17 protein-coding genes are annotated in these 16807 nt (G+C 68.0%); 7 read left to right on the top strand and 10 right to left on the bottom strand.

Annotated features, from left to right (window positions below; all coding sequences use genetic code 11):
* On the top strand, positions 1 to 417 hold the full coding sequence (locus M7D61_RS02795) for a cytochrome c oxidase subunit 4 (protein WP_298227372.1): 417 nt from the start codon (positions 1 to 3) through the stop codon (positions 415 to 417).
* Positions 418 to 515: 98 nt separating this feature from the next.
* The gene (locus tag M7D61_RS02790; RefSeq protein WP_298227370.1) at positions 516 to 851 is read left to right on the top strand and encodes a DUF2255 family protein; all 336 of its coding nucleotides are present in this window, start codon (positions 516 to 518) and stop codon (positions 849 to 851) included.
* Between the two features lie 316 nt (positions 852 to 1167).
* Here the strand turns inward: M7D61_RS02790 and M7D61_RS02785 are convergent, their stop codons facing one another.
* The 4 genes from M7D61_RS02785 to M7D61_RS02770 are packed head-to-tail and all read right to left on the bottom strand — an operon-like array spanning position 1168 to position 5372.
* Positions 1168 to 2784, bottom strand: coding sequence for a ubiquinol-cytochrome c reductase cytochrome b subunit (locus M7D61_RS02785; protein ID WP_298227368.1), 1617 nt, complete (start codon positions 2782 to 2784; stop codon positions 1168 to 1170).
* 2 nt (positions 2785 to 2786) lie between these two features.
* Positions 2787 to 3848, bottom strand: a complete 1062-nt coding sequence (locus tag M7D61_RS02780; RefSeq protein ID WP_298227366.1) for a Rieske 2Fe-2S domain-containing protein — start codon at positions 3846 to 3848, stop codon at positions 2787 to 2789.
* A gap of 37 nt (positions 3849 to 3885) precedes the next feature.
* Positions 3886 to 4713, bottom strand: coding sequence for a cytochrome c (locus tag M7D61_RS02775; protein WP_298227364.1), 828 nt, complete (start codon positions 4711 to 4713; stop codon positions 3886 to 3888).
* 14 nt (positions 4714 to 4727) lie between these two features.
* Positions 4728 to 5372, bottom strand: coding sequence for a heme-copper oxidase subunit III (locus tag M7D61_RS02770; RefSeq protein ID WP_298227362.1), 645 nt, complete (start codon positions 5370 to 5372; stop codon positions 4728 to 4730).
* A gap of 56 nt (positions 5373 to 5428) precedes the next feature.
* Here M7D61_RS02770 and trpD point away from each other — a divergent pair, with 56 nt between their 5' ends.
* Positions 5429 to 6484 carry an anthranilate phosphoribosyltransferase gene (trpD, locus tag M7D61_RS02765; protein WP_298227360.1) on the top strand — a complete coding sequence of 352 codons (1056 nt, stop codon included), beginning with the start codon at positions 5429 to 5431 and terminating at the stop codon, positions 6482 to 6484.
* A gap of 94 nt (positions 6485 to 6578) precedes the next feature.
* Here trpD and M7D61_RS02760 read toward each other — a convergent pair whose 3' ends face one another.
* Positions 6579 to 8057, bottom strand: coding sequence for a hypothetical protein (locus M7D61_RS02760; RefSeq protein WP_298227358.1), 1479 nt, complete (start codon positions 8055 to 8057; stop codon positions 6579 to 6581).
* 36 nt (positions 8058 to 8093) lie between these two features.
* Between M7D61_RS02760 and M7D61_RS02755 the strand changes: the two genes are divergently transcribed.
* Positions 8094 to 8549 carry a hypothetical protein gene (locus tag M7D61_RS02755; RefSeq protein ID WP_298227357.1) on the top strand — a complete coding sequence of 152 codons (456 nt, stop codon included), beginning with the start codon at positions 8094 to 8096 and terminating at the stop codon, positions 8547 to 8549.
* 110 nt (positions 8550 to 8659) lie between these two features.
* Here the strand turns inward: M7D61_RS02755 and M7D61_RS02750 are convergent, their stop codons facing one another.
* The gene (locus tag M7D61_RS02750; RefSeq protein WP_298227356.1) at positions 8660 to 9424 is read right to left on the bottom strand and encodes an SDR family oxidoreductase; all 765 of its coding nucleotides are present in this window, start codon (positions 9422 to 9424) and stop codon (positions 8660 to 8662) included.
* Positions 9425 to 9482: 58 nt separating this feature from the next.
* On the opposite strand from M7D61_RS02750, the gene M7D61_RS02745 reads away from it, so the two are divergent.
* The 3 genes from M7D61_RS02745 (at position 9483) to M7D61_RS02735 (ending at position 11503) form a co-directional block, all read left to right on the top strand.
* A complete protein-coding gene (locus M7D61_RS02745) occupies positions 9483 to 9944 on the top strand; it encodes an NfeD family protein (RefSeq protein WP_298227354.1) in 462 nt (153 codons plus the stop codon).
* Positions 9938 to 10846: an SPFH domain-containing protein gene (locus M7D61_RS02740; RefSeq protein ID WP_298227502.1), complete on the top strand. Its 909-nt coding sequence runs from the start codon at positions 9938 to 9940 to the stop codon at positions 10844 to 10846. Before M7D61_RS02745 ends, M7D61_RS02740 begins: the two co-directional genes overlap by 7 nt.
* A 291-nt stretch (positions 10847 to 11137) precedes the next feature.
* The gene (locus M7D61_RS02735; protein WP_298227352.1) at positions 11138 to 11503 is read left to right on the top strand and encodes an RNA polymerase-binding protein RbpA; all 366 of its coding nucleotides are present in this window, start codon (positions 11138 to 11140) and stop codon (positions 11501 to 11503) included.
* Between the two features lie 88 nt (positions 11504 to 11591).
* Here M7D61_RS02735 and lnt read toward each other — a convergent pair whose 3' ends face one another.
* Genes lnt through tatA form a run of 4 tightly spaced genes read right to left on the bottom strand, consistent with a single transcriptional unit; the run spans position 11592 to position 16789 of the window.
* The gene (gene lnt / locus M7D61_RS02730) at positions 11592 to 13199 is read right to left on the bottom strand and encodes an apolipoprotein N-acyltransferase (protein WP_298227350.1); all 1608 of its coding nucleotides are present in this window, start codon (positions 13197 to 13199) and stop codon (positions 11592 to 11594) included.
* Positions 13196 to 15688, bottom strand: coding sequence for a DEAD/DEAH box helicase (locus M7D61_RS02725; protein WP_298227348.1), 2493 nt, complete (start codon positions 15686 to 15688; stop codon positions 13196 to 13198). The genes lnt and M7D61_RS02725 overlap by 4 nt, the downstream gene beginning before the upstream one ends.
* 42 nt (positions 15689 to 15730) lie before the next feature.
* Complete coding sequence (tatC, locus tag M7D61_RS02720) at positions 15731 to 16525, bottom strand: twin-arginine translocase subunit TatC (protein ID WP_298227345.1); 795 nt, start codon at positions 16523 to 16525, stop codon at positions 15731 to 15733.
* Positions 16526 to 16528: 3 nt separating this feature from the next.
* The gene (gene tatA, locus M7D61_RS02715; protein ID WP_298227343.1) at positions 16529 to 16789 is read right to left on the bottom strand and encodes a twin-arginine translocase TatA/TatE family subunit; all 261 of its coding nucleotides are present in this window, start codon (positions 16787 to 16789) and stop codon (positions 16529 to 16531) included.
* Positions 16790 to 16807: the final 18 nt, after the last annotated feature.

Raw genomic sequence — 16807 nt, 5'->3', positions numbered from 1 at the left:
ATGAAGTTCAACGTCGTCCTCTTCTGGATCCTCGCGATCTTCTTCATCGTTGTCGCCGCTATCTACACCTTCTGGTCGGTCATCTCGTACGGCCAGCCAGAATGGGCAGGTACCGTGACGCTGACGTTGTCCGGCATCCTCGCCCTCTTCATCGCCTTCTATCTCGGTCGCGCCGAGAGTTCCATCGGCGGCCTGCTCCCTGAGGACCGTCTTGACGCCGACATCGACGACGGCGATCCCGAGCTCGGCCATTTCAGCCCGTGGAGCTGGTGGCCCGTCACGCTCGGCTTCGCCGTGGCGCTCGGGGCTCTCGGTCTCGCCGTGGGCGTCTGGATCACTTTCATCGGCGGCGCCCTGGCCTTCGTCGCCCTCACGGGCTGGGTCTTCGAGTACTACCGCGGATTCCACGCCCGCTAGGTCACCTGTCGGAAGAGAGCCCCGCTTCGGCGGGGCTCTCTTTTTCTCTTCGCCGGGAGTTCGTCGCGAGAGAGCGGGAAGCGTGCGAGGCTGGGGGCATGGCCTGGAGCACGGAGCAGTTGGATGCCATTGCCGAGGTGGATGAGGTGACGGTGGTGCCCGAGGGCGGGCCCAGCGTCGTCATCTGGTTCGTTGAGGTCGAGGGAGACGTCTATATCCGCTCGTATCGCGGCAGGGGCTCGAGGTGGTTCGCGGCCGCGGTCGCGAGCGGGGAGGGCCGATTCGTGGTGGGGGACATAGTGGGCGCGCACGTGGTCCTCACCGACATCGACGACCCGCGGCTCATCTCGGCCGTCTCGGAATCCTACGAGGCCAAGTACCGTCCGAAGTACTCCGGCGAGTACGTCGACCCGATGCTCGGGCCCGGCGCTTGACGCAACCTTCCGCGTCACCCTCACCGCCTGACCGCTTTTTCTGGAGCGACGCGCCTGGTTTGCCCGGCAGGGCCGGCGTATCACGGCGAGCGAGGCGAAGCCACCGACGCCGTGAGAAACGCCTCGTCATCCAAGTCCCGTTCTGCCGGAGGTCGAAGACTCTCGGCGCAGCTCGGAACCAGTGAGGGTCCGCCGAAGGCGGCAGGAGTGCGAAGCACGTCGAGAGAACGTGAACCGATTCACGGCGCCGCGAGCGCGCATCCCGGTACGACGAGGGAGGGCCCCGACCGGAGTCGAGGCCCTTCCCTAGGTTGTTCTAGTGCCCGCCTTCGAGTTCGCCGTGGTGGGAGGCCGCGTCGATCTCGGCCTGGCTCAGCGGTTCGATGCGGTCGTCGAAGAACCAGCGCGACAGAGAGGCGCGGAAGCGCCTGCCGCCGGTGATCCGGCCGCGCGAGTCCGGGCGGACGATCACGGGCTTGTCGGCCTCCTGGCTGACCAGGCGCCAGCGCTCGTACTCGTCGAGGGGCTGGTGCACCTCGACGTACTCGCCGCCGGCGAGGCGCACGATGCGGCCGGACTCGTAGCCGTGGAGGGCGAGCGAACGGTCCTTCTTCTGCAGGGCGATGCAGATGCGTTTCGTGAGGAAGTAGGCGATGACCGGGCCGAGGATGAGGAGGATCTGCAGCACGTGCGTCACGCCCTCGACGGCGAACTTGAAGTGAGTCGCGATGATGTCACCGGATGCCGCCGCCCACATGACCGCGTAGAAGGTGACACCCGCCGCGCCGATGGCCGTGCGGGTGGCCTGGTTGCGCGGCCGGTCGAGAATGTGGTGCTCGCGCTTGTCCCCGGTGATCCAGCCCTCGATTAACGGGTAGAACATGACGATCACGATGAACAGCCCGAGGATGAGTATCGGCACGATGATGTTGAACGACCAGGTGCGGTTGAGCCAGACGAACTCCCAGTGCGGCGGAATGAGGCGCAGCATGCCGTCGGCGAACCCGATGTACCAGTCGGGCTGCGTCCCAGCCGAGATGGGGGAGGGGTCGAAGGGGCCGTACAGCCAGACGGGGTTGATGGTGAAGAACGTCGCCAGCAGCACGATGACACCGAACACGATGAAGAAGAAGCCGCCGGCTTTGGCCGCGTACACCGGCAGGATCGGGTAGCCGACCACGTTGCCCTGGGTGCGGCCGGGGCCCGCGAACTGCGTGTGCTTGTGCACGACGACGAACACGAGGTGGATCGCGATGAAGGCGAGCACCAGGGCGGGCAGCAGCAGGATGTGGAGCGTGTAGAGGCGGCCGACGATCGCGGTGCCGGGGAAGAGGCCGCCGAAGAGCAGGTACGAGATCCAGGTGCCGACGAGCGGGACACCCTTGATCATGCCGTTGATGATCGCGAGGCCGTTGCCCGAGAGCAGGTCGTCGGGCAGCGAGTAGCCGGTGAAGCCTTCGGCCATCGCGAGGATGAACAGGGTGAAGCCGATGACCCAGTTGAGCTCGCGCGGCTTGCGGAACGCGCCCGTGAAGAAGATGCGCAGCATGTGCAGGCCGATGGCGGCGACGAAGAGCAGGGCCGCCCAGTGGTGGATCTGGCGGACGAGCAATCCGCCGCGCACTTCGAATGAGATCTGGAGGGTCGAGTTGAGGGCGGCGGACATGTGGATGCCGTCGAGCGGGACCCACGGGCCGTTGTAGACCGTGTCGGTCATCGACGCCTGGAAGAAGAACGTCAGGAAGGTGCCGGACAGCAGGATGACGACGAAACTGTAGAGGGCGACCTCGCCGAGCAGGAACGACCAGTGGTCAGGGAAGATCTTGCGCCCGAACTCCTTGACGACGGCCGAGATGCTCGTGCGCTCGTCGATATAGTTCGCAGCGGCGCCCGTGAAGCCCGTGCGCTGGAGCCGGGGGATTTCGGTCGTCATGACTAGCTACGCTCCCAGAAGCTCGGGCCGACAGGTTCGTGGAAATCGCTCTGCGCGACGAGATAGCCCTCGGCGTCGATTGTGATCGGCAGCTGCGGCAACGGGCGGCTCGCCGGCCCGAAGATCACCTCGGCCTCGTGCGTGATGTCGAACTGCGACTGGTGGCACGGGCAGAGCAGGTGGTGCGTGTTCTGCTCGTAGAGGGCCACGGGGCAGCCGACGTGGGTGCAGATCTTGGAGTAGGCGACGATGCCGTTGTACGCCCAGGACTCACGGCCGGGGGAGGGGTGCAGGTCCCCGGGGTCGAGGCGCATGAGCAGGACCGCGGCCTTGCCCTTCTCCTCGAGCATGTCGGGCGCGTCATAGAGGCCATCGGGGATGACGTGGAACACCGAGCCGAGGGTGACGTCCGAAGCCTTGATCGGAAGGCCCGACGGGTCCTTCGTGAGGCGAAGGCCCTGCTTCCACATGGTGTGGGACAACGCGACGACCGGGTCCTGGTTCTGCGGGGCGAGGCCGCGGAAGAGCACGACCGCGGGAAGCGGGAAGGCGACCAGCGCGCCGATGAGCGTGTTGCGGATGAGCGTGCGGCGGCCGAATCCGGATTCCTCGTTCGCCTGCTCGAAGATCTCGATCGCCGTCTGGCGCGTCTCGTCGGAGCCGTGGATCGGATGGCGGATGTCGATGCCTTCCTTGTCGCTCATCAGGGCCTTCGCCCAGTGCACGGCGCCGATGCCGATGCCGAGGAGGGCGAACGCGGAGCCGATGCCGATGTACATCGTCGACATGCGGACGTCGGCGAGGTTGCCGGACTCGATGGGGAAGGCCAGATACGAGGCGACAGCCCAGATGGAGCCGGCGATCGAGATGTAGAAGAGAGTGAAAACGGTGCGCTCGGCGCTGCGGTTCTTCTTCGGGTCCTGGTCCGTGACACGCGGACGGTGCGGTGGGAAGCCCGGGTTCACCGGTGCGTCGGCGAGGACGATGCCTGTGCCCGGATCGCCGGGGCGGACGTCGTCGGGGGCGTCGGTAGCGTGCTCGACAGCACTGTCACTCTTCGCCATTGCTCTCCTTCGTGCGCGTCGTATTCAGTTGGCAGGGCTAGTTGGACTTTGCGGTGATCCACACCGCGAGGCCCACGATCGCGCCCAGACCGAAGATCCACAAGAACAGGCCCTCGGAGACCGGCCCCAGGTCCTCCAGCGCGTAGCCGCCGGGCGACGGGTTCTGCTGGATGTACGTGAGGTAGGTGATGATGTCGCTCTTCTGGGCGGGCGTCAGGTTGAGATCGTTGAAGACCGGCATGTTCTGCGGGCCGGTGATCATGGCCTCGTAGATGTGCGTCGGCGTGACGCCCGCGAGCGGGGGAGCGTACTTGCCCTCGGTGAGCGCACCGCCGGCGCCGGCCACGTTGTGGCACATGGCGCAGTTGATGCGGAACAGCTCCGCACCCTGTGCGGCATCCCCGTTCGTCGAGATCTGCGGCCCCGTGGGGATCGCCGGGCCAGGGGCGAGCGAGGCGACATAGGCCGCGAGGTCGGCGATCTGCGTGTCGTTGAGCTGCACGGGCTTCTGAGGGGCCTGCGGGCCGCTGGCGGCCATCGGCATGCGGCCGGTGCCGACCTGGAAGTCGACGGCGGCGGCGCCGACGCCGATGAGGCTCGGGCCGTTGGCGGAGCCGACCGCGTTGAGGCCGTGGCAGCTCGCGCAGTTCGCCTCGAAGACCTTCTGACCCTCGGTGATCTGCTGCTGCGAAGCGCTGGTCGTGTCCGCGGAGGCCGTCGCTGGGGCCGCGTTGACGGCGGCGTAGACGCCACCGGTGAGGCCGAGGCCGATCGCAATGAGGGCGACGGTGGCAAGAGGGTGGCGACGGCCGACCTTGCGGTTCTTGCGAGCGGTCTTCGTCGACGGGGCGTTCAGCTTAGGCATGTGGTCGGGAATCCTTACTTGAGCACGTAGATGACCAGGTAGAGCCCGATCCACACGACGTCGACGAAGTGCCAGTAGTACGAGACGACGATGGCGCTCGTCGCCTCCTTGTGACCGAAGCGGCGCACCGCGAAGGCGCGGCCCATGACGAAGATGAAGGCGAAGAGACCGCCGGTGACGTGCAGGGCGTGGAAGCCCGTCGCGATGAAGAACGCAGAACTGTAGGCGTTCGTGCTGACCGTGATTCCTTCAGCGACGAGGTTCGCGTACTCGACGATCTGGCCGCAGACGAAGACGGCGCCCATGACATAGGTCAGCGTGTACCACTCGACCATGCCCCACTTCGCCACGTTCCAGATCGCGCCGGTGCGCCGCGGCTGGAGCCGCTCGGCGGCGAAGACGCCGAACTGGCAGGTGACCGAACTCAGCACGAGGATGATCGTGTTCCCGGTCGACCACGGCACGTTGAGGTGATCGGTCATGGAGGCCCAGAGCCCTGGGGACGTCGAACGCAGCGTGAAGTAGATCGCGAAAAGACCTGCGAAGAACATCACCTCGCTGCCCAGCCACACGATCGTGCCGACGGCGACGACATTCGGGCGGTTGATCGCCGGAGCTCCCGTAGCGGAGGAAACAGAGGTGCTCGTCACAAAACTCATTATGTCGGAATCCGAAGACCGTTTTGCGCCGAACAGGCCGATTAGGATCGGTTCCCGTGGCGAATTCGCTCTCATGGCCCGATCTGATCTCGGTTCTTCTCGCAGGTTCGGACCTCAGTGTTTCCGAGGCCACCTGGGCGATGGACGAGATCATGGAGGGTCGCGCGTCCGAGTCGCAGATGGCCGGGTTCCTCGTCGCGCTGAGCGCGAAGGGCGAGACGGTCGACGAGATCGTCGGGTTCCGCGACGCGATCCTCGACCATGCGCTTCCGCTGCCGCTTCCGACCATGGCGGTCGACATCGTCGGCACGGGCGGAGACCGGTTGGGCACCGTCAACGTCTCTACGACGGCGGCCATCGTCGTCGCTGCGACCGGGGTGCCTGTCATTAAGCACGGCAACCGCGCCGCGTCGTCGGCATCCGGTTCATCCGACGTGCTCGGGGTGCTCGGCGTCGACCTCACGATGAGCCCGGAGCGGGTCGCCGAGGTCTTCGAGCGCGCCGGGATCACCTTCGCCTACGCCTCGGCGTTCCACCCCGGCTTCGCCAACGCGGGCAAGACGCGTCGCGATCTCGGCGTGCCGACAGTGTTCAACTTCCTCGGCCCGCTGTGCAACCCGGCGCGGCCCGACGCGTCCGCCGTCGGCGTCGCCGTGCTGAGCCGCGTGCCGCTCATCACCGGCGTGTTCCAGACGCGGGGCGCGACGGCGCTGGTGTTCCGCGGCGACGACGGCCTCGACGAGCTCACGACGACCGGTCATTCGCACATCTGGGAGATCTCGCGCGGACTTGTCACCGAGCACGACCTCGACCCGCGCGACCTCGGCATCGCGCGCGCCGCCATCGCCGACCTCAAGGGCGGCGACCCGCAGTACAACGCCGGCGTGGTGCGCCGGGTGCTCGCGGGGGAGAGCGGGCCGGTGCGCGACATCGTGCTCCTCAACGCCGCGGCCGGCCTCGTCGCGTACCAACTCGCCGCGGATCCGGCGACGGTCCAGGAGCCGATCCTCGACCGCTTCGCTGCAGGTCTCGAGCTCGCGGCGCGCGCCGTCGACACGGGTGCGGCGGCGGCGAAGCTCGACGAGTGGGTCCGGGCGACTACGTCAGCGTGAGCGCCTGCAGCGCGGCTGAAGGGCGAGACATCCCCGACCTGCGCCAGTTGCTTCCCGATGGCAGCGGATGCTGCGTGACGGCGGCGCCCCGCAGTCAGCGCAGGTTGAAGTACTCCCGATGGATGTTCGCCCGGCGCACTCCCGCCTTGGCCAGCCCTTTCTGGAACGACTTCACCATTCCCTCGGGCCCGCACATGAAGGCGGAGAGCTCGCGCGCAGGGCAGTCCGCCTCCGCAAGCACCCTCTCGGTGGTGAGCCGGGGCTCGGTTCCCGTGTCGATCAGGTGCAGGTGCAGCGAGTCGTGACGGGCCGCCAGCTCGCGCATCTCATCCGAGTACGGCGGCGGGCCCTCTGCGCTGTAGTACAGATCGACGCGCTCCGGAAGCGTCCCTGGCTGGGCATCGCGGAGCCAGCTGAGAATCGGCGCGACGCCGACGCCGCCGGCGATCCACACCTGCCGTTCGCCGCCCTTGTGGTAGTCGAAGTTCCCGTGCGGGCTGCTGATGACCGCCGGCATCCCCGGCCGCACCAGGGCGGAGACATTCGAGGTGAAGTCGCCGAGGGATCGGATCGTCACCCGGACGTTGGCATCGGCCGGCCCGCTCGCGATGCTGAAGGGATGACGATGCCACCCGTCCGCGGCCTCCAGATTCAGCTGCGCGAACTGTCCGGCTCGGAACTGGAAGCGCCTGCCCAGCGGTTTCAGGGAGATCTCGGCCAGGGTCGCATCGACCGGGTGCACGGACTCGACCTCGTAGTCATGCGTCACGGCGAACCGCCGGGCGAGCAGTTCCCGGTACGCGTAGAAGGCCAGGCCGATTCCACCGATGGCGACATAGCTCCAGCGCAGCACGGGGGAGCCGAACACGGTTCCGTCCACCAGGCCGTGGGCGAAGCCGATCGCCACGAACAGCCCGGTGAAGCGGTGGAAGGAACGCCAGCTGGAATAGCCCTTGAACCTGGCGTTGACGCGTCGGGCGACCCGGGTGGTGCTGACCTTGACGACCGCCCCCCGGAGGGGCTTGGGTACGAAGGAGCGCCAGCGCGGTGCGATCGCCCAGACGACGAGAACGATCAGCCCGATCAGGCCGACCGCCCCGAGTCCTTCGCCGATGGCCGTCGCGAGGGGGCTGGTGGTCGCGCCGGCGTGCACGGCGATCAGGACCGTTCCGGCGATGGCGACACCACGGTGCCAGATGGCCGCGTGATCGATTCCGTCGAACCACTGTTCCACGACCCTCAGGGTGCTGATCAGCACCAGCCCGATCGACAGCAGGAGCACGCCTTCCATTCCGATCAGCTGGCCGACGAAACGGTCGAGTGGTTCCTGCTGCGGCCGGAAGACGATCCACAGCGCCGTCACCAGGATGATGACGACGATGATGACGATCGGTGCGGCGGAGCGGGTAGGGATCACCGCGCTGCGGTACTTGAACCGCTGAACCCGGTCTTCGGAAGGGGGCATGCTGGCCTCCGTGCTGGCGCAATAGACAGCGGAGTGTTCCCCGCTGGGGTCGGATGAAAGTCCGGGTGCGATGGACAGTAGCTGGTTGTACCCGGTCAGATCGTCCATGAGGTGACGTGGGGGCGGGGAGAAGGCGTTCTCCTCGTGCTTCACCGTAATGCCCGACTCGTGGAAGCGGGTCGGCTCATCCTGGTTCAGCGGGGGCTGCCCGGCGATCTCGACAACATCGCAGCGGGGACGACGCTCGTCGAGCTCGCGCTCGCGCCGAATGCCGGGGGAGTGATGGCCACTGTCGGGGGAGCGGTGGTGGTCACGGTGCGGGAAAGCGGCTTCGCCGGTCTGCGGTACGACCACGCCGAGATTCGCGCCCGCTACGACGATGGCGTCGCCGACCGGAGAGAAGAAGCCGGCCGCGTTCAAGGCCGGCGCGGGGTGAGTCCTGTCGACGCCGTGTTCGATGCGCTGGGGGATCCGGCCCGCCGTGAACTGCGCTGCCGGCTCGCAGCCTCCGGCGGCGCCAGGGCGTCAGCGCCGGCGCAGGAGCGTCCGGTGACGTGCCAGGCGCGCGCGAAGCACTCCGAAGAGGAAAACGGGGTATAAATCCCCAGTATTGCCCTCGCGCGTTATTTATTGACATAATGTGCATTATCGGCGTTGTTTCGGCACGCCCGGAGCGTCGGAGGCCGCCGTGACACGACGCTGATCGCGGTTCAGACGCCGCCAAAGGTGGAAATGTCTCCCACGAGCCGGGTATGACCGGCCGGCACCGGCTCGACGGCGGCGAGCGCCACCTCGGCGGCGAACTCGGCGACGCTGTAGAGCCTGCCGGCCTGCTGGCGGCGCCCCTCGATCGCGCCCGGGTTGAGGCGGTTGAGGAGGGTTGCCGTGATGGTGCCCTCGATCATGTCGCCGGAGACGACCACGAAACCGATGCCGCGCGCCTCCAGCTCCGGGATGCGCTCGCGCAGCGCATCCTCGCCGGCGCGCTTGCTCAGGGCGACGGCCTCGTACTCCGGCATCGTCGTCGTCGTGCGGACGAAGTGCGCCTGGTGGCTCGTGACGAACACGACCCGCGAACCCGGTGCGAGCAGCGGAAGCGCCGCGTCGAGGACGCTCACCTGGGCGTCGCGGTTGAGTCTGAGGGCGTAGCCCTCGCCCAGATCGGCCTCCATGCCGCCGGAGGCGTTGAGGACGAGGATGTCGAGCCCGCCGAAGTCGTCCTGGATCCGGGCGAACATCGCCCGAACCGATTCGGGGTCGGTGAGGTCGGCGCCGACGATGATCGCCTCGGCCCCTCTCTCGGAGAGCTGCGCCTGCAGCTTGAGGGCGCGCGCCTCCTTGTTGCGATAGTTGATCGCGACCCGTGCGCCTGCCTCGGCGAAGTACGCGACGGTGTCCGCGCCGATGCCGCGCGACGAACCCGTCACGAGAACGCGCTTGCCGGCCAGGGATCCAGGTGCGAGAGGGTTTGACACGGCAACGACCCTACCAACGGCGTATCCATCGGACGCCCGGCCGAGTAGCGTCGGCACCATGGGCGGCGCAACGGCATACGACTGGATCGGATGGCTGATCCTCATCGCCGTGTTCGCGGTCTTCGAGGTGCTCACGGTGCAGCTCACCTTCGCCATGCTCGCCGTCGGCGCGCTCGCCGGACTGGTCGGCGAGCTGCTCGGCGCACCGTGGTGGCTCCAGCTCGTCATCGCCGCGCTCGTCGCGCTGCTGCTGCTCTTCGCGGTGCGCCCGCCGCTGCTGCGCCGACTGCGCCGCTCAGCGGACCCGGCGAAGACGGGCATCGAGGCGATCATCGGGATCGCCGGCCGGGTCACGGTCGCCATCACCGAGGAATCCGGTCAGGTGAAGCTCGCCAACGGCGAGACCTGGACGGCTCACCTCTCCCCCGGCAGCGCACCCCTCGCCGCCGGCGCCGAGATCACCGTCACCGGAGTCAACGGCGCCGCCGTCGTCGTCGCCCAGTCAGGAGCAGCATCGTGAACGTGGACACCGGGCTCATCGTCCTTTGGGTCGTGATCCTCATCGTCGCGATCTTCGTGATCGTCACGATCTTCCGGTCCTTGCGGATCGTGCCGCAGGCGCGCGCCGGCGTCGTCGAGAGGCTGGGGCGCTACCACCGCACGCTGCAGCCCGGGCTGAACGTCGTGGTGCCCTTCGTCGACCGGGTGCGGCCGCTCATCGACATGCGCGAGCAGGTCGTGTCGTTCCCGCCGCAGCCGGTCATCACCGAGGATAACCTCGTCGTCTCCATCGACACCGTCATCTACTTCCAGGTCACCGACCCGCGTGCGGCGACCTACGAGATCGCGAGCTACCTCGCCGGCGTCGAGCAGCTCACCACGACCACGTTGCGCAACGTCGTCGGCGGCCTCAACCTCGAAGAGGTGCTCACCAGCCGCGACAACATCAACTCGCAGCTGCGCGTCGTGCTTGACGAGGCCACGGGCAAGTGGGGCATCCGCGTCGGGCGCGTCGAGCTCAAGTCGATCGAACCGCCCGCCTCCATCAAGGAGGCCATGGAGAAGCAGATGCGCGCCGAGCGCGACCGCCGCGCCCTCATCCTCACCGCGGAGGGCACGAAGCAGTCCGAGATCCTCAACGCCGAGGGCTTCAAGCAGGCCGCCATCCTCAAGGCGGAGGGCGACAAGCAGGCCGCGGTGCTGCGGGCCGAGGGCGAGTCGACGGCCATCGGCACGGTGTTCAAGGCCATCCACGACGGCAACCCCGACAGCCTCCTGCTCGCCTACCAGTACCTCCAGATGCTGCCCAAGATCGCCGAGGGCAACGCCAACACGGTGTGGGTCGTCCCTGCGGAGCTCACCCAGGCGCTCGACGGCATCGGCAGAGGACTGCTCGGCAAGAACGGCCAGCCGGCGGAGTGAGCTTCTTCGCACCGCCTGGCCGCGCTCACCGGGCTGAAGGGCGTGGCGACCTCGGCTTCGCAATTCGGGTCACCAAACTGCTCATCAGTGTGAAATTACGCCTTCGCGCCCTCGCGGATGCCGCGCTCGGTGCGGATGGAATCGTCACCAACCGCGCGGACCTCGCCGTGGCGGTCGTCGCGGGCAGCCCCCGAAGTGGGATGTTGCCATGAAACGCCAGGGCGTGGAACAGAACGGTCAGGTTCGCGGTTTATAACGGTGTCAAAGCCCGTCGAGCGAGAGGAAACCGAAATGGCGGATCGCAGCTTGCGTGGCATGCGGCTTGGCGCCCAGAGCCTCCAGAGCGAGGAAGGCGTCAGCTTCTCACCGCGACAGTCGTACACCTACAGCTGCCCCAGCTGCGGCAAGGACACCTCGGTTGTCTTCGCCGCCGAGGCCGATGCCCCCGACGTGTGGGAGTGCCGGTACTGCAGCGCCGAAGCGCTGCTCATGATCGGCGGCGCGCCCGTCGTCATCGATCACTCCGACCAGAAGGCGCCGCGATCCCACTGGGACATGCTGCTCGAGCGCCGCACGATTCCCGAACTCGAAGAGCTGCTCGAGGAGCGCCTGCAGTTCTTGCGCGCCCGTCGCGGGCAGGAGAAGATCGGGGCCTAGCCCGTCATCGCGGAGGGCCCGGGCGGCAGCCCGGGCCCTCCTTCTGCCTGCACTGACGCGGCCGAGGCTGATCAGGGAGATGCGGTGCTCAGGCGGTGATTTCGCTTGACGCCGAGCGGCGTCGGCCCGTTTCTTCCTCAGCCGGCCGCCGTGGGCGCGACAGAAACGCGACGGCGAGGATGCCGGCCCCCCAGACGCTTGCACCCCACTCCAGCGGCTGCGCGTCGTAGTCCGCCGGCGTCATCCACGTCGAGAGCGGCACGGTGGCGAGCAGATAGCCGGGCCGATCGGCGGGGATCGACTGGATCGTCGAGCCGTCAGGGGCGATGACCTCGCTGACGCCGACGGTGGAGACGTTGACGAGCGCGCGCCCGGACTCGACCGCGCGAAGCCGCGCCGCCGCGAACTGCTGCACGGTCTCTGCGCTCACCTTGCCGGTCGTGGGGTCGATGAAGTCGGCGTTGTTCGTCTGGGCGAGGATGACCTGCGCTCCCCCGAAGACCATCTGAGTCGTCTGCCAGTCGTCGATGATGTCGAAGCAGATCGAGATGCCGGCGAGCACGCCCGCGACGGGCATCACGTTGGGACGAGAGCCCGGCGTGTAGTCGCGCTGGCTGAGGTCGACGAGGGCAGGCGCGAGCGCGTGGAAGAACGCGCGGGCAGGCACGTACTCGCCGAACGGCACCGGATGCTGCTTGTCGTACTGCGCCGTCGCACCCCCCGCCGCCGTCCATACCAGCGACGAGTTGAACCACTGGCCGTTCGTCTCGCCAGGTGTGATCGCGCCGACGACGAGCGGTGCTCCGAGCTCGCGGCTCAGCTCGGTGAGCGCCGTCGCCGACTGCGCGTACTCGAGCGGGTCGAGGTCGGCGCTGCCCTCCGGCCACACCATGAGGTCGACCTTCTGGCCGATGAGCTTGACGGATTCCTTCAGCTGGGCGACCTCGACGTCGCCCTCGTTGTGCGGCTGGAAGTACCCCGCCGGGCCGTCGCCCTGCACCGCGGCGACGGTGAGGGAACCGTCCGTGCGCACCGGCCAGGCCGGGACGGCGAGAACGGCGGCGATCGCCAGAAGAGCGGGGAGGGCTCTGGTGGCCGTCGGTCTCCACCGCCGGGCGTCGCCCGCCGATCGAGCGGCGGGGGCCGTCACCGCCTCCGTGACGAAGACGATCAACCACACCATGAGGAAGGTCAGCCCCGCGACGCCGAACCAGGCGACGAGCGGAGTCAGCGGACTCTGGGACTGCGACAGCGCCGCCCTTCCCCACGCGAAGCCGCGGAACGGCCAGTTGTTCGTGACGTGCTCGCGCATCGTCCAGAGCCCCGCGACCGCGAGCGGCAGGATAACGAGCCGGCCGGCGCGGGTGGGCCAGGCGCGGGGAATCCACCGGTACGCCCAGGTGAGGAGCAGGCCCGCGCATGCCCAGAAGGCGGCCTCCGCGACGACCGTCGCCAGCCAGGGGATGGGGCCGAGGTAGTAGCCCAACCAGTCGATGTCGGTGAGGAAGAACACCGCGCCGGAGACGAACCCGGTCACGAGGGCGGTGTCGGCGCGGCGACCGATCTGCGCCCAGAGCATGAGGGCGAGGCCGGCGAACGCCATCGGCCACCAGCCGGTCGTCGGGAAGGCATCGTTGTAGGCGATGGCGCCGCCGGCCGCCGTGGGGAGGGCGAGCCAGAGGGGCAGCGGCCTCATCCGACGCTCGAATAGGCGACGATGCCGCGGCGCACCGCCTCGAGCGCCTCGCGGGCCGTGAGAGCGAGGTCGGGGTCGGCGACGCCGGTGAGCTGGTCGAGCAGGTCGATGGTCTGCTTGGCCCAGCGCACGAAGTCGCCCGCGGCGAGGTCGGCGATCTCGAGGACCTTGTCGAGGCGGCCGCCGCGCGCCCAGTGGAACATCGCGCTCGACAGGCCGAGAGACAGCGGCTCGGAGCCCGGCAGCTTCGACTCCCGCTCGAGGTCGTCGAGCTCGGCCCAGAGCTCCTGGGTGCGCGCGAGCGCGTTACGGAACTCGCCATTGGGCAGCAGGCGCTCCGGCGGGTTCACCTCGTCGCGACGCGGCTCGAAGACGAGCGCGCACACCAGAGCGGCAAGGGCGGCGGGATCCAGCTCGCGCCAGATGCCTTGCCGCAGGCACTCGGCCACGAGGAGGTCACGCTCGCCATAGATTCGGCGCAGCTGCCGGCCCGTGTCGGTAAGCGCGACCTGCCCGGCGGAGTCCTCGCGCACGTAGTCGAGGTGCAGCAGCACATCGGTGACGCGGTCGAAGACGCGCGCGATTGCGCCCGTGCGCGAGCGGATCTGACCCTGCAGTGCGTCGGTCTCGCGTGTGAGGCGCCACCAGCGCTCCGCCCAGCGGGCGTGCTGCTCGCGTTCGGCGCAGCCGTGGCAGGGGTGCCGCTTCATCGCCGAGCGCAGGTCGCCGAGCCGCTTCTGCAGCGTCACCTTCTCGGCGTTCGACATGCCTTTCGACTTCGCGTTGGCCTTCTCGAGGTCGGTGACCTGGCGGCGCAGCCCGGAATACTCGGCGAAGTCACCGAGATGGCACGTCATCGCCTCGGCGTAGCCGGCGAGGGATTTCTCCTGCGTGCGCACGCGCCGGGCGAGATCCACGACCGCGCGGTCCGCCTGGAACTGGGCGAACGACGACTCGAGGATCTCGCGGGTGCGCTCGCGGCCGAACTGCTCGATGAGGTTGACGGCCATGTTGTACGTCGGACGGAAGCTCGAATTGAGTGGATACGAGCGGCGGCTGGCGAGGGCCGCGACCGCTTGCGGGTCGAGACCGTCGACCCACTGGATGACGGCGTGTCCCTCGACGTCGATGCCGCGGCGGCCGGCGCGGCCGGTGAGCTGCGTGTACTCCCCCGATGTGATGGGCACCCGCGCCTCGCCGTTGAACTTGTCGAGCTTCTCGAGCACGACGGTGCGTGCGGGCATGTTGATGCCGAGTGCGAGGGTCTCGGTGGCGAAGACGACCTTGACGAGCTTGCGAAGGAAGAGCTCCTCCACGACCTCCTTGAACGCGGGCAGCATCCCGGCGTGGTGGGCGGCGAAGCCACGGCTCAGCGCCTCGAGCCACTCCCAGTAGCCGAGCACGGCGAGGTCCTCGTCGAGGAGGGTGCGGGTGCGCTCCTCGACGATCTGGCGGATCTCCTCGCGCTCCCAGGTCTCGGTGAGGCGGATGCCGGAGTTCACCAGCTGCTTCACCGCCTGGTCGCACCCGTTGCGGCTGAAGATGAAGAAGATCGCCGGCAGCAGATTGCGGTCGTCGAGGAGTTCGACGACTTCGTCACGGTCGGCGCGGAATGCCTGGGGACGACCGCCGGAGGAGCGGCGCTTTCCCCTGTCGGCCTGGAGGCGCTCGCCGGAGGAGCGGCCACCTGTTCTCGCCAACTGCACGAGCTCGCTGTTCACTCGATAGGCCGAGCCGCCTGTCGGCGGTGCGCCGCTGCGCGAGGCTCCACTGGATCCTCGCTCCGAGCGGAGCGGCGCGCCCGTGCCTTCGAAGAGGTCGACGAGCTTGGAGCGCACGAGGACGTGCTGCTCGAGGGGCACGGGTCGCTCCTCGGAGACGACGACCGCGGTGTCGCCGCGCACCGCCTCGAGCCAGTCGCCGAACTCCTCGGCGTTGGAGACCGTGGCCGAGAGTGAGACCAGCCGCACCGGCTGCGGCAGGTGGATGATGACCTCCTCCCACACCGCACCGCGGAAGCGGTCGGCGAGGTAGTGGACTTCGTCCATGACGACGAAGGCGAGGTTCGCGAGCAGGTCGGAGTTGGCGTAGAGCATGTTGCGCAGCACCTCGGTCGTCATGACGACGATGCGCGCCTTCGAGTTCACATTGGTGTCGCCGGTGAGCAGTCCCACGTCGCCGGCGCCGTAGCGCTCGACGAACTCATTGAATTTCTGGTTGGAGAGCGCCTTCATCGGCGTCGTGTAGAAGACCTTGTCCTTGAGGTCGCGCATCGCGAGGTGCACCGCGAATTCGGCCACCGCCGTCTTACCGGCGCCGGTCGGGGCGGCGACGAGCACGCTCCTGCCCGCTTCCAGCGCCGCGCATGCCTCGACCTGGAACGGGTCGAGGTCGAATTCCAGGAGCGAGCGGAACTCGTCGAGCTGCGGGCTCGCGGCGCGGGTGCGGGACAGCGCGTAGCGCTCGGCCGGCGAGAGCTGGTCTGTCACCTGCTCAGACTAAGCGCCGCGGCACCCATCACCGGGAGGCGGTCAGGACGCGGCGAGGTCGGCGTCCACGAGGGCGGCCCGGCGGGCCTTGCGTTTGTCGAAGGACAGTGAGACGAAGCACGCCGCGAAGTACAGCACGAGCAGCGGGATCGCCATGATCATCATCGTGATCGGGTCGGTGGCCGGGGTCGCGAGGGCGGTGAAGCCGATCGAGCCGAGCACCGCCCACCGCCAGGCCTTGAGCAGTGCCTTGCCGTTGACGATGCCGATGAGGTCGAGCAGCACCAGGAACACGGGCAGCACGAAGGCGATGCCGGCGACGATCATCAGCTTGAGCACGAAGTTGAAGTAGTCCGTCGCGTGGAGCAGGTTGCTGTTGCCGTTGGGGGTGAACTGCAGGAAGAGGTCGACGATGTGCGGGATGGCGTACCAGCCGATCGTGCAGCCACCGAGGAAGAGCAGGACCGACGGGATGAGGAATCCGAAGACGTACGCCTTCTCGCGGCGGGTGAGCCCCGGAGTGAAGAACGCGAACACCTCATACAGCCACAGCGGGCTCGAGAGGATGATGCCGACGTAGATCGACACCGCCATGTGCATGTCGAAGGCGTCGGTGAGGCCCTGGAAGTTGATCGTCGAGAGCGTGCCCATGCTCTTCACCGGATCGGTCAGCGATGCCCACACCCACGGGTAGAGGAACCAGCCGCCGACGGCGCCGGCCAGGATTCCGGCGGCGGCGATCAATGCGCGGTTTCGGAGCTCCAGCAGGTGCTGGCGGAGGGTCATCCGTTTGTCGGACGACCCCGGCGCCCGCCGACTCTCGGTCGGGGCGCTCATGGGCTAGCTCTTGGTGTCGGACGGCGTCTCGGACTTCGCCGAGGTCTCAGTGGTCTTCTGAGCCTCGTCAGCCTTGACGTCATCGCCGAGGCCCTTCACTTCCTTGCGGAAGACGCGCATCGACTCACCCATGCTCTTGGCGAGGCCGGGAAGACGCGTGGTCCCGAAGAGGAGCAGGATCACCACGAGGATGATGACCCAGAACCACCATTCCCTGAACATAATTTCCTCCGGCTCCAGGCCGCGCGGGCGTCCGAACGGCATTTCGCGACAGTTTACCCG

Source organism: Gryllotalpicola sp. (assembly GCF_027352875.1).
Lineage (GTDB): Bacteria > Actinomycetota > Actinomycetes > Actinomycetales > Microbacteriaceae > Gryllotalpicola.
The sequence above is the reverse complement of the archived record's forward strand: the minus strand, read 5'-3'. Positions and strand labels throughout refer to the sequence as shown.

Bases quoted from the DNA above. Each gene is read 5' to 3' on its own strand.
- M7D61_RS02795 (WP_298227372.1), top strand. From the start codon at position 1: ATGAAGTTCAACGTCGTCCTCTTCTGGATCCTCGCGATCTTCTTCATC.
- M7D61_RS02790 (WP_298227370.1), top strand. From the start codon at position 516: ATGGCCTGGAGCACGGAGCAGTTGGATGCCATTGCCGAGGTGGATGAG.
- M7D61_RS02785 (WP_298227368.1), bottom strand. From the start codon at position 2,784: ATGACGACCGAAATCCCCCGGCTCCAGCGCACGGGCTTCACGGGCGCC.
- M7D61_RS02780 (WP_298227366.1), bottom strand. From the start codon at position 3,848: ATGGCGAAGAGTGACAGTGCTGTCGAGCACGCTACCGACGCCCCCGAC.
- M7D61_RS02775 (WP_298227364.1), bottom strand. From the start codon at position 4,713: ATGCCTAAGCTGAACGCCCCGTCGACGAAGACCGCTCGCAAGAACCGC.
- M7D61_RS02770 (WP_298227362.1), bottom strand. From the start codon at position 5,372: ATGAGTTTTGTGACGAGCACCTCTGTTTCCTCCGCTACGGGAGCTCCG.
- M7D61_RS02760 (WP_298227358.1), bottom strand. From the start codon at position 8,057: ATGGACGATCTGACCGGGTACAACCAGCTACTGTCCATCGCACCCGGA.
- M7D61_RS02745 (WP_298227354.1), top strand. From the start codon at position 9,483: ATGGGCGGCGCAACGGCATACGACTGGATCGGATGGCTGATCCTCATC.
- M7D61_RS02735 (WP_298227352.1), top strand. From the start codon at position 11,138: ATGGCGGATCGCAGCTTGCGTGGCATGCGGCTTGGCGCCCAGAGCCTC.
- lnt (WP_298227350.1), bottom strand. From the start codon at position 13,199: ATGAGGCCGCTGCCCCTCTGGCTCGCCCTCCCCACGGCGGCCGGCGGC.
- tatC (WP_298227345.1), bottom strand. From the start codon at position 16,525: ATGAGCGCCCCGACCGAGAGTCGGCGGGCGCCGGGGTCGTCCGACAAA.
- tatA (WP_298227343.1), bottom strand. From the start codon at position 16,789: ATGCCGTTCGGACGCCCGCGCGGCCTGGAGCCGGAGGAAATTATGTTC.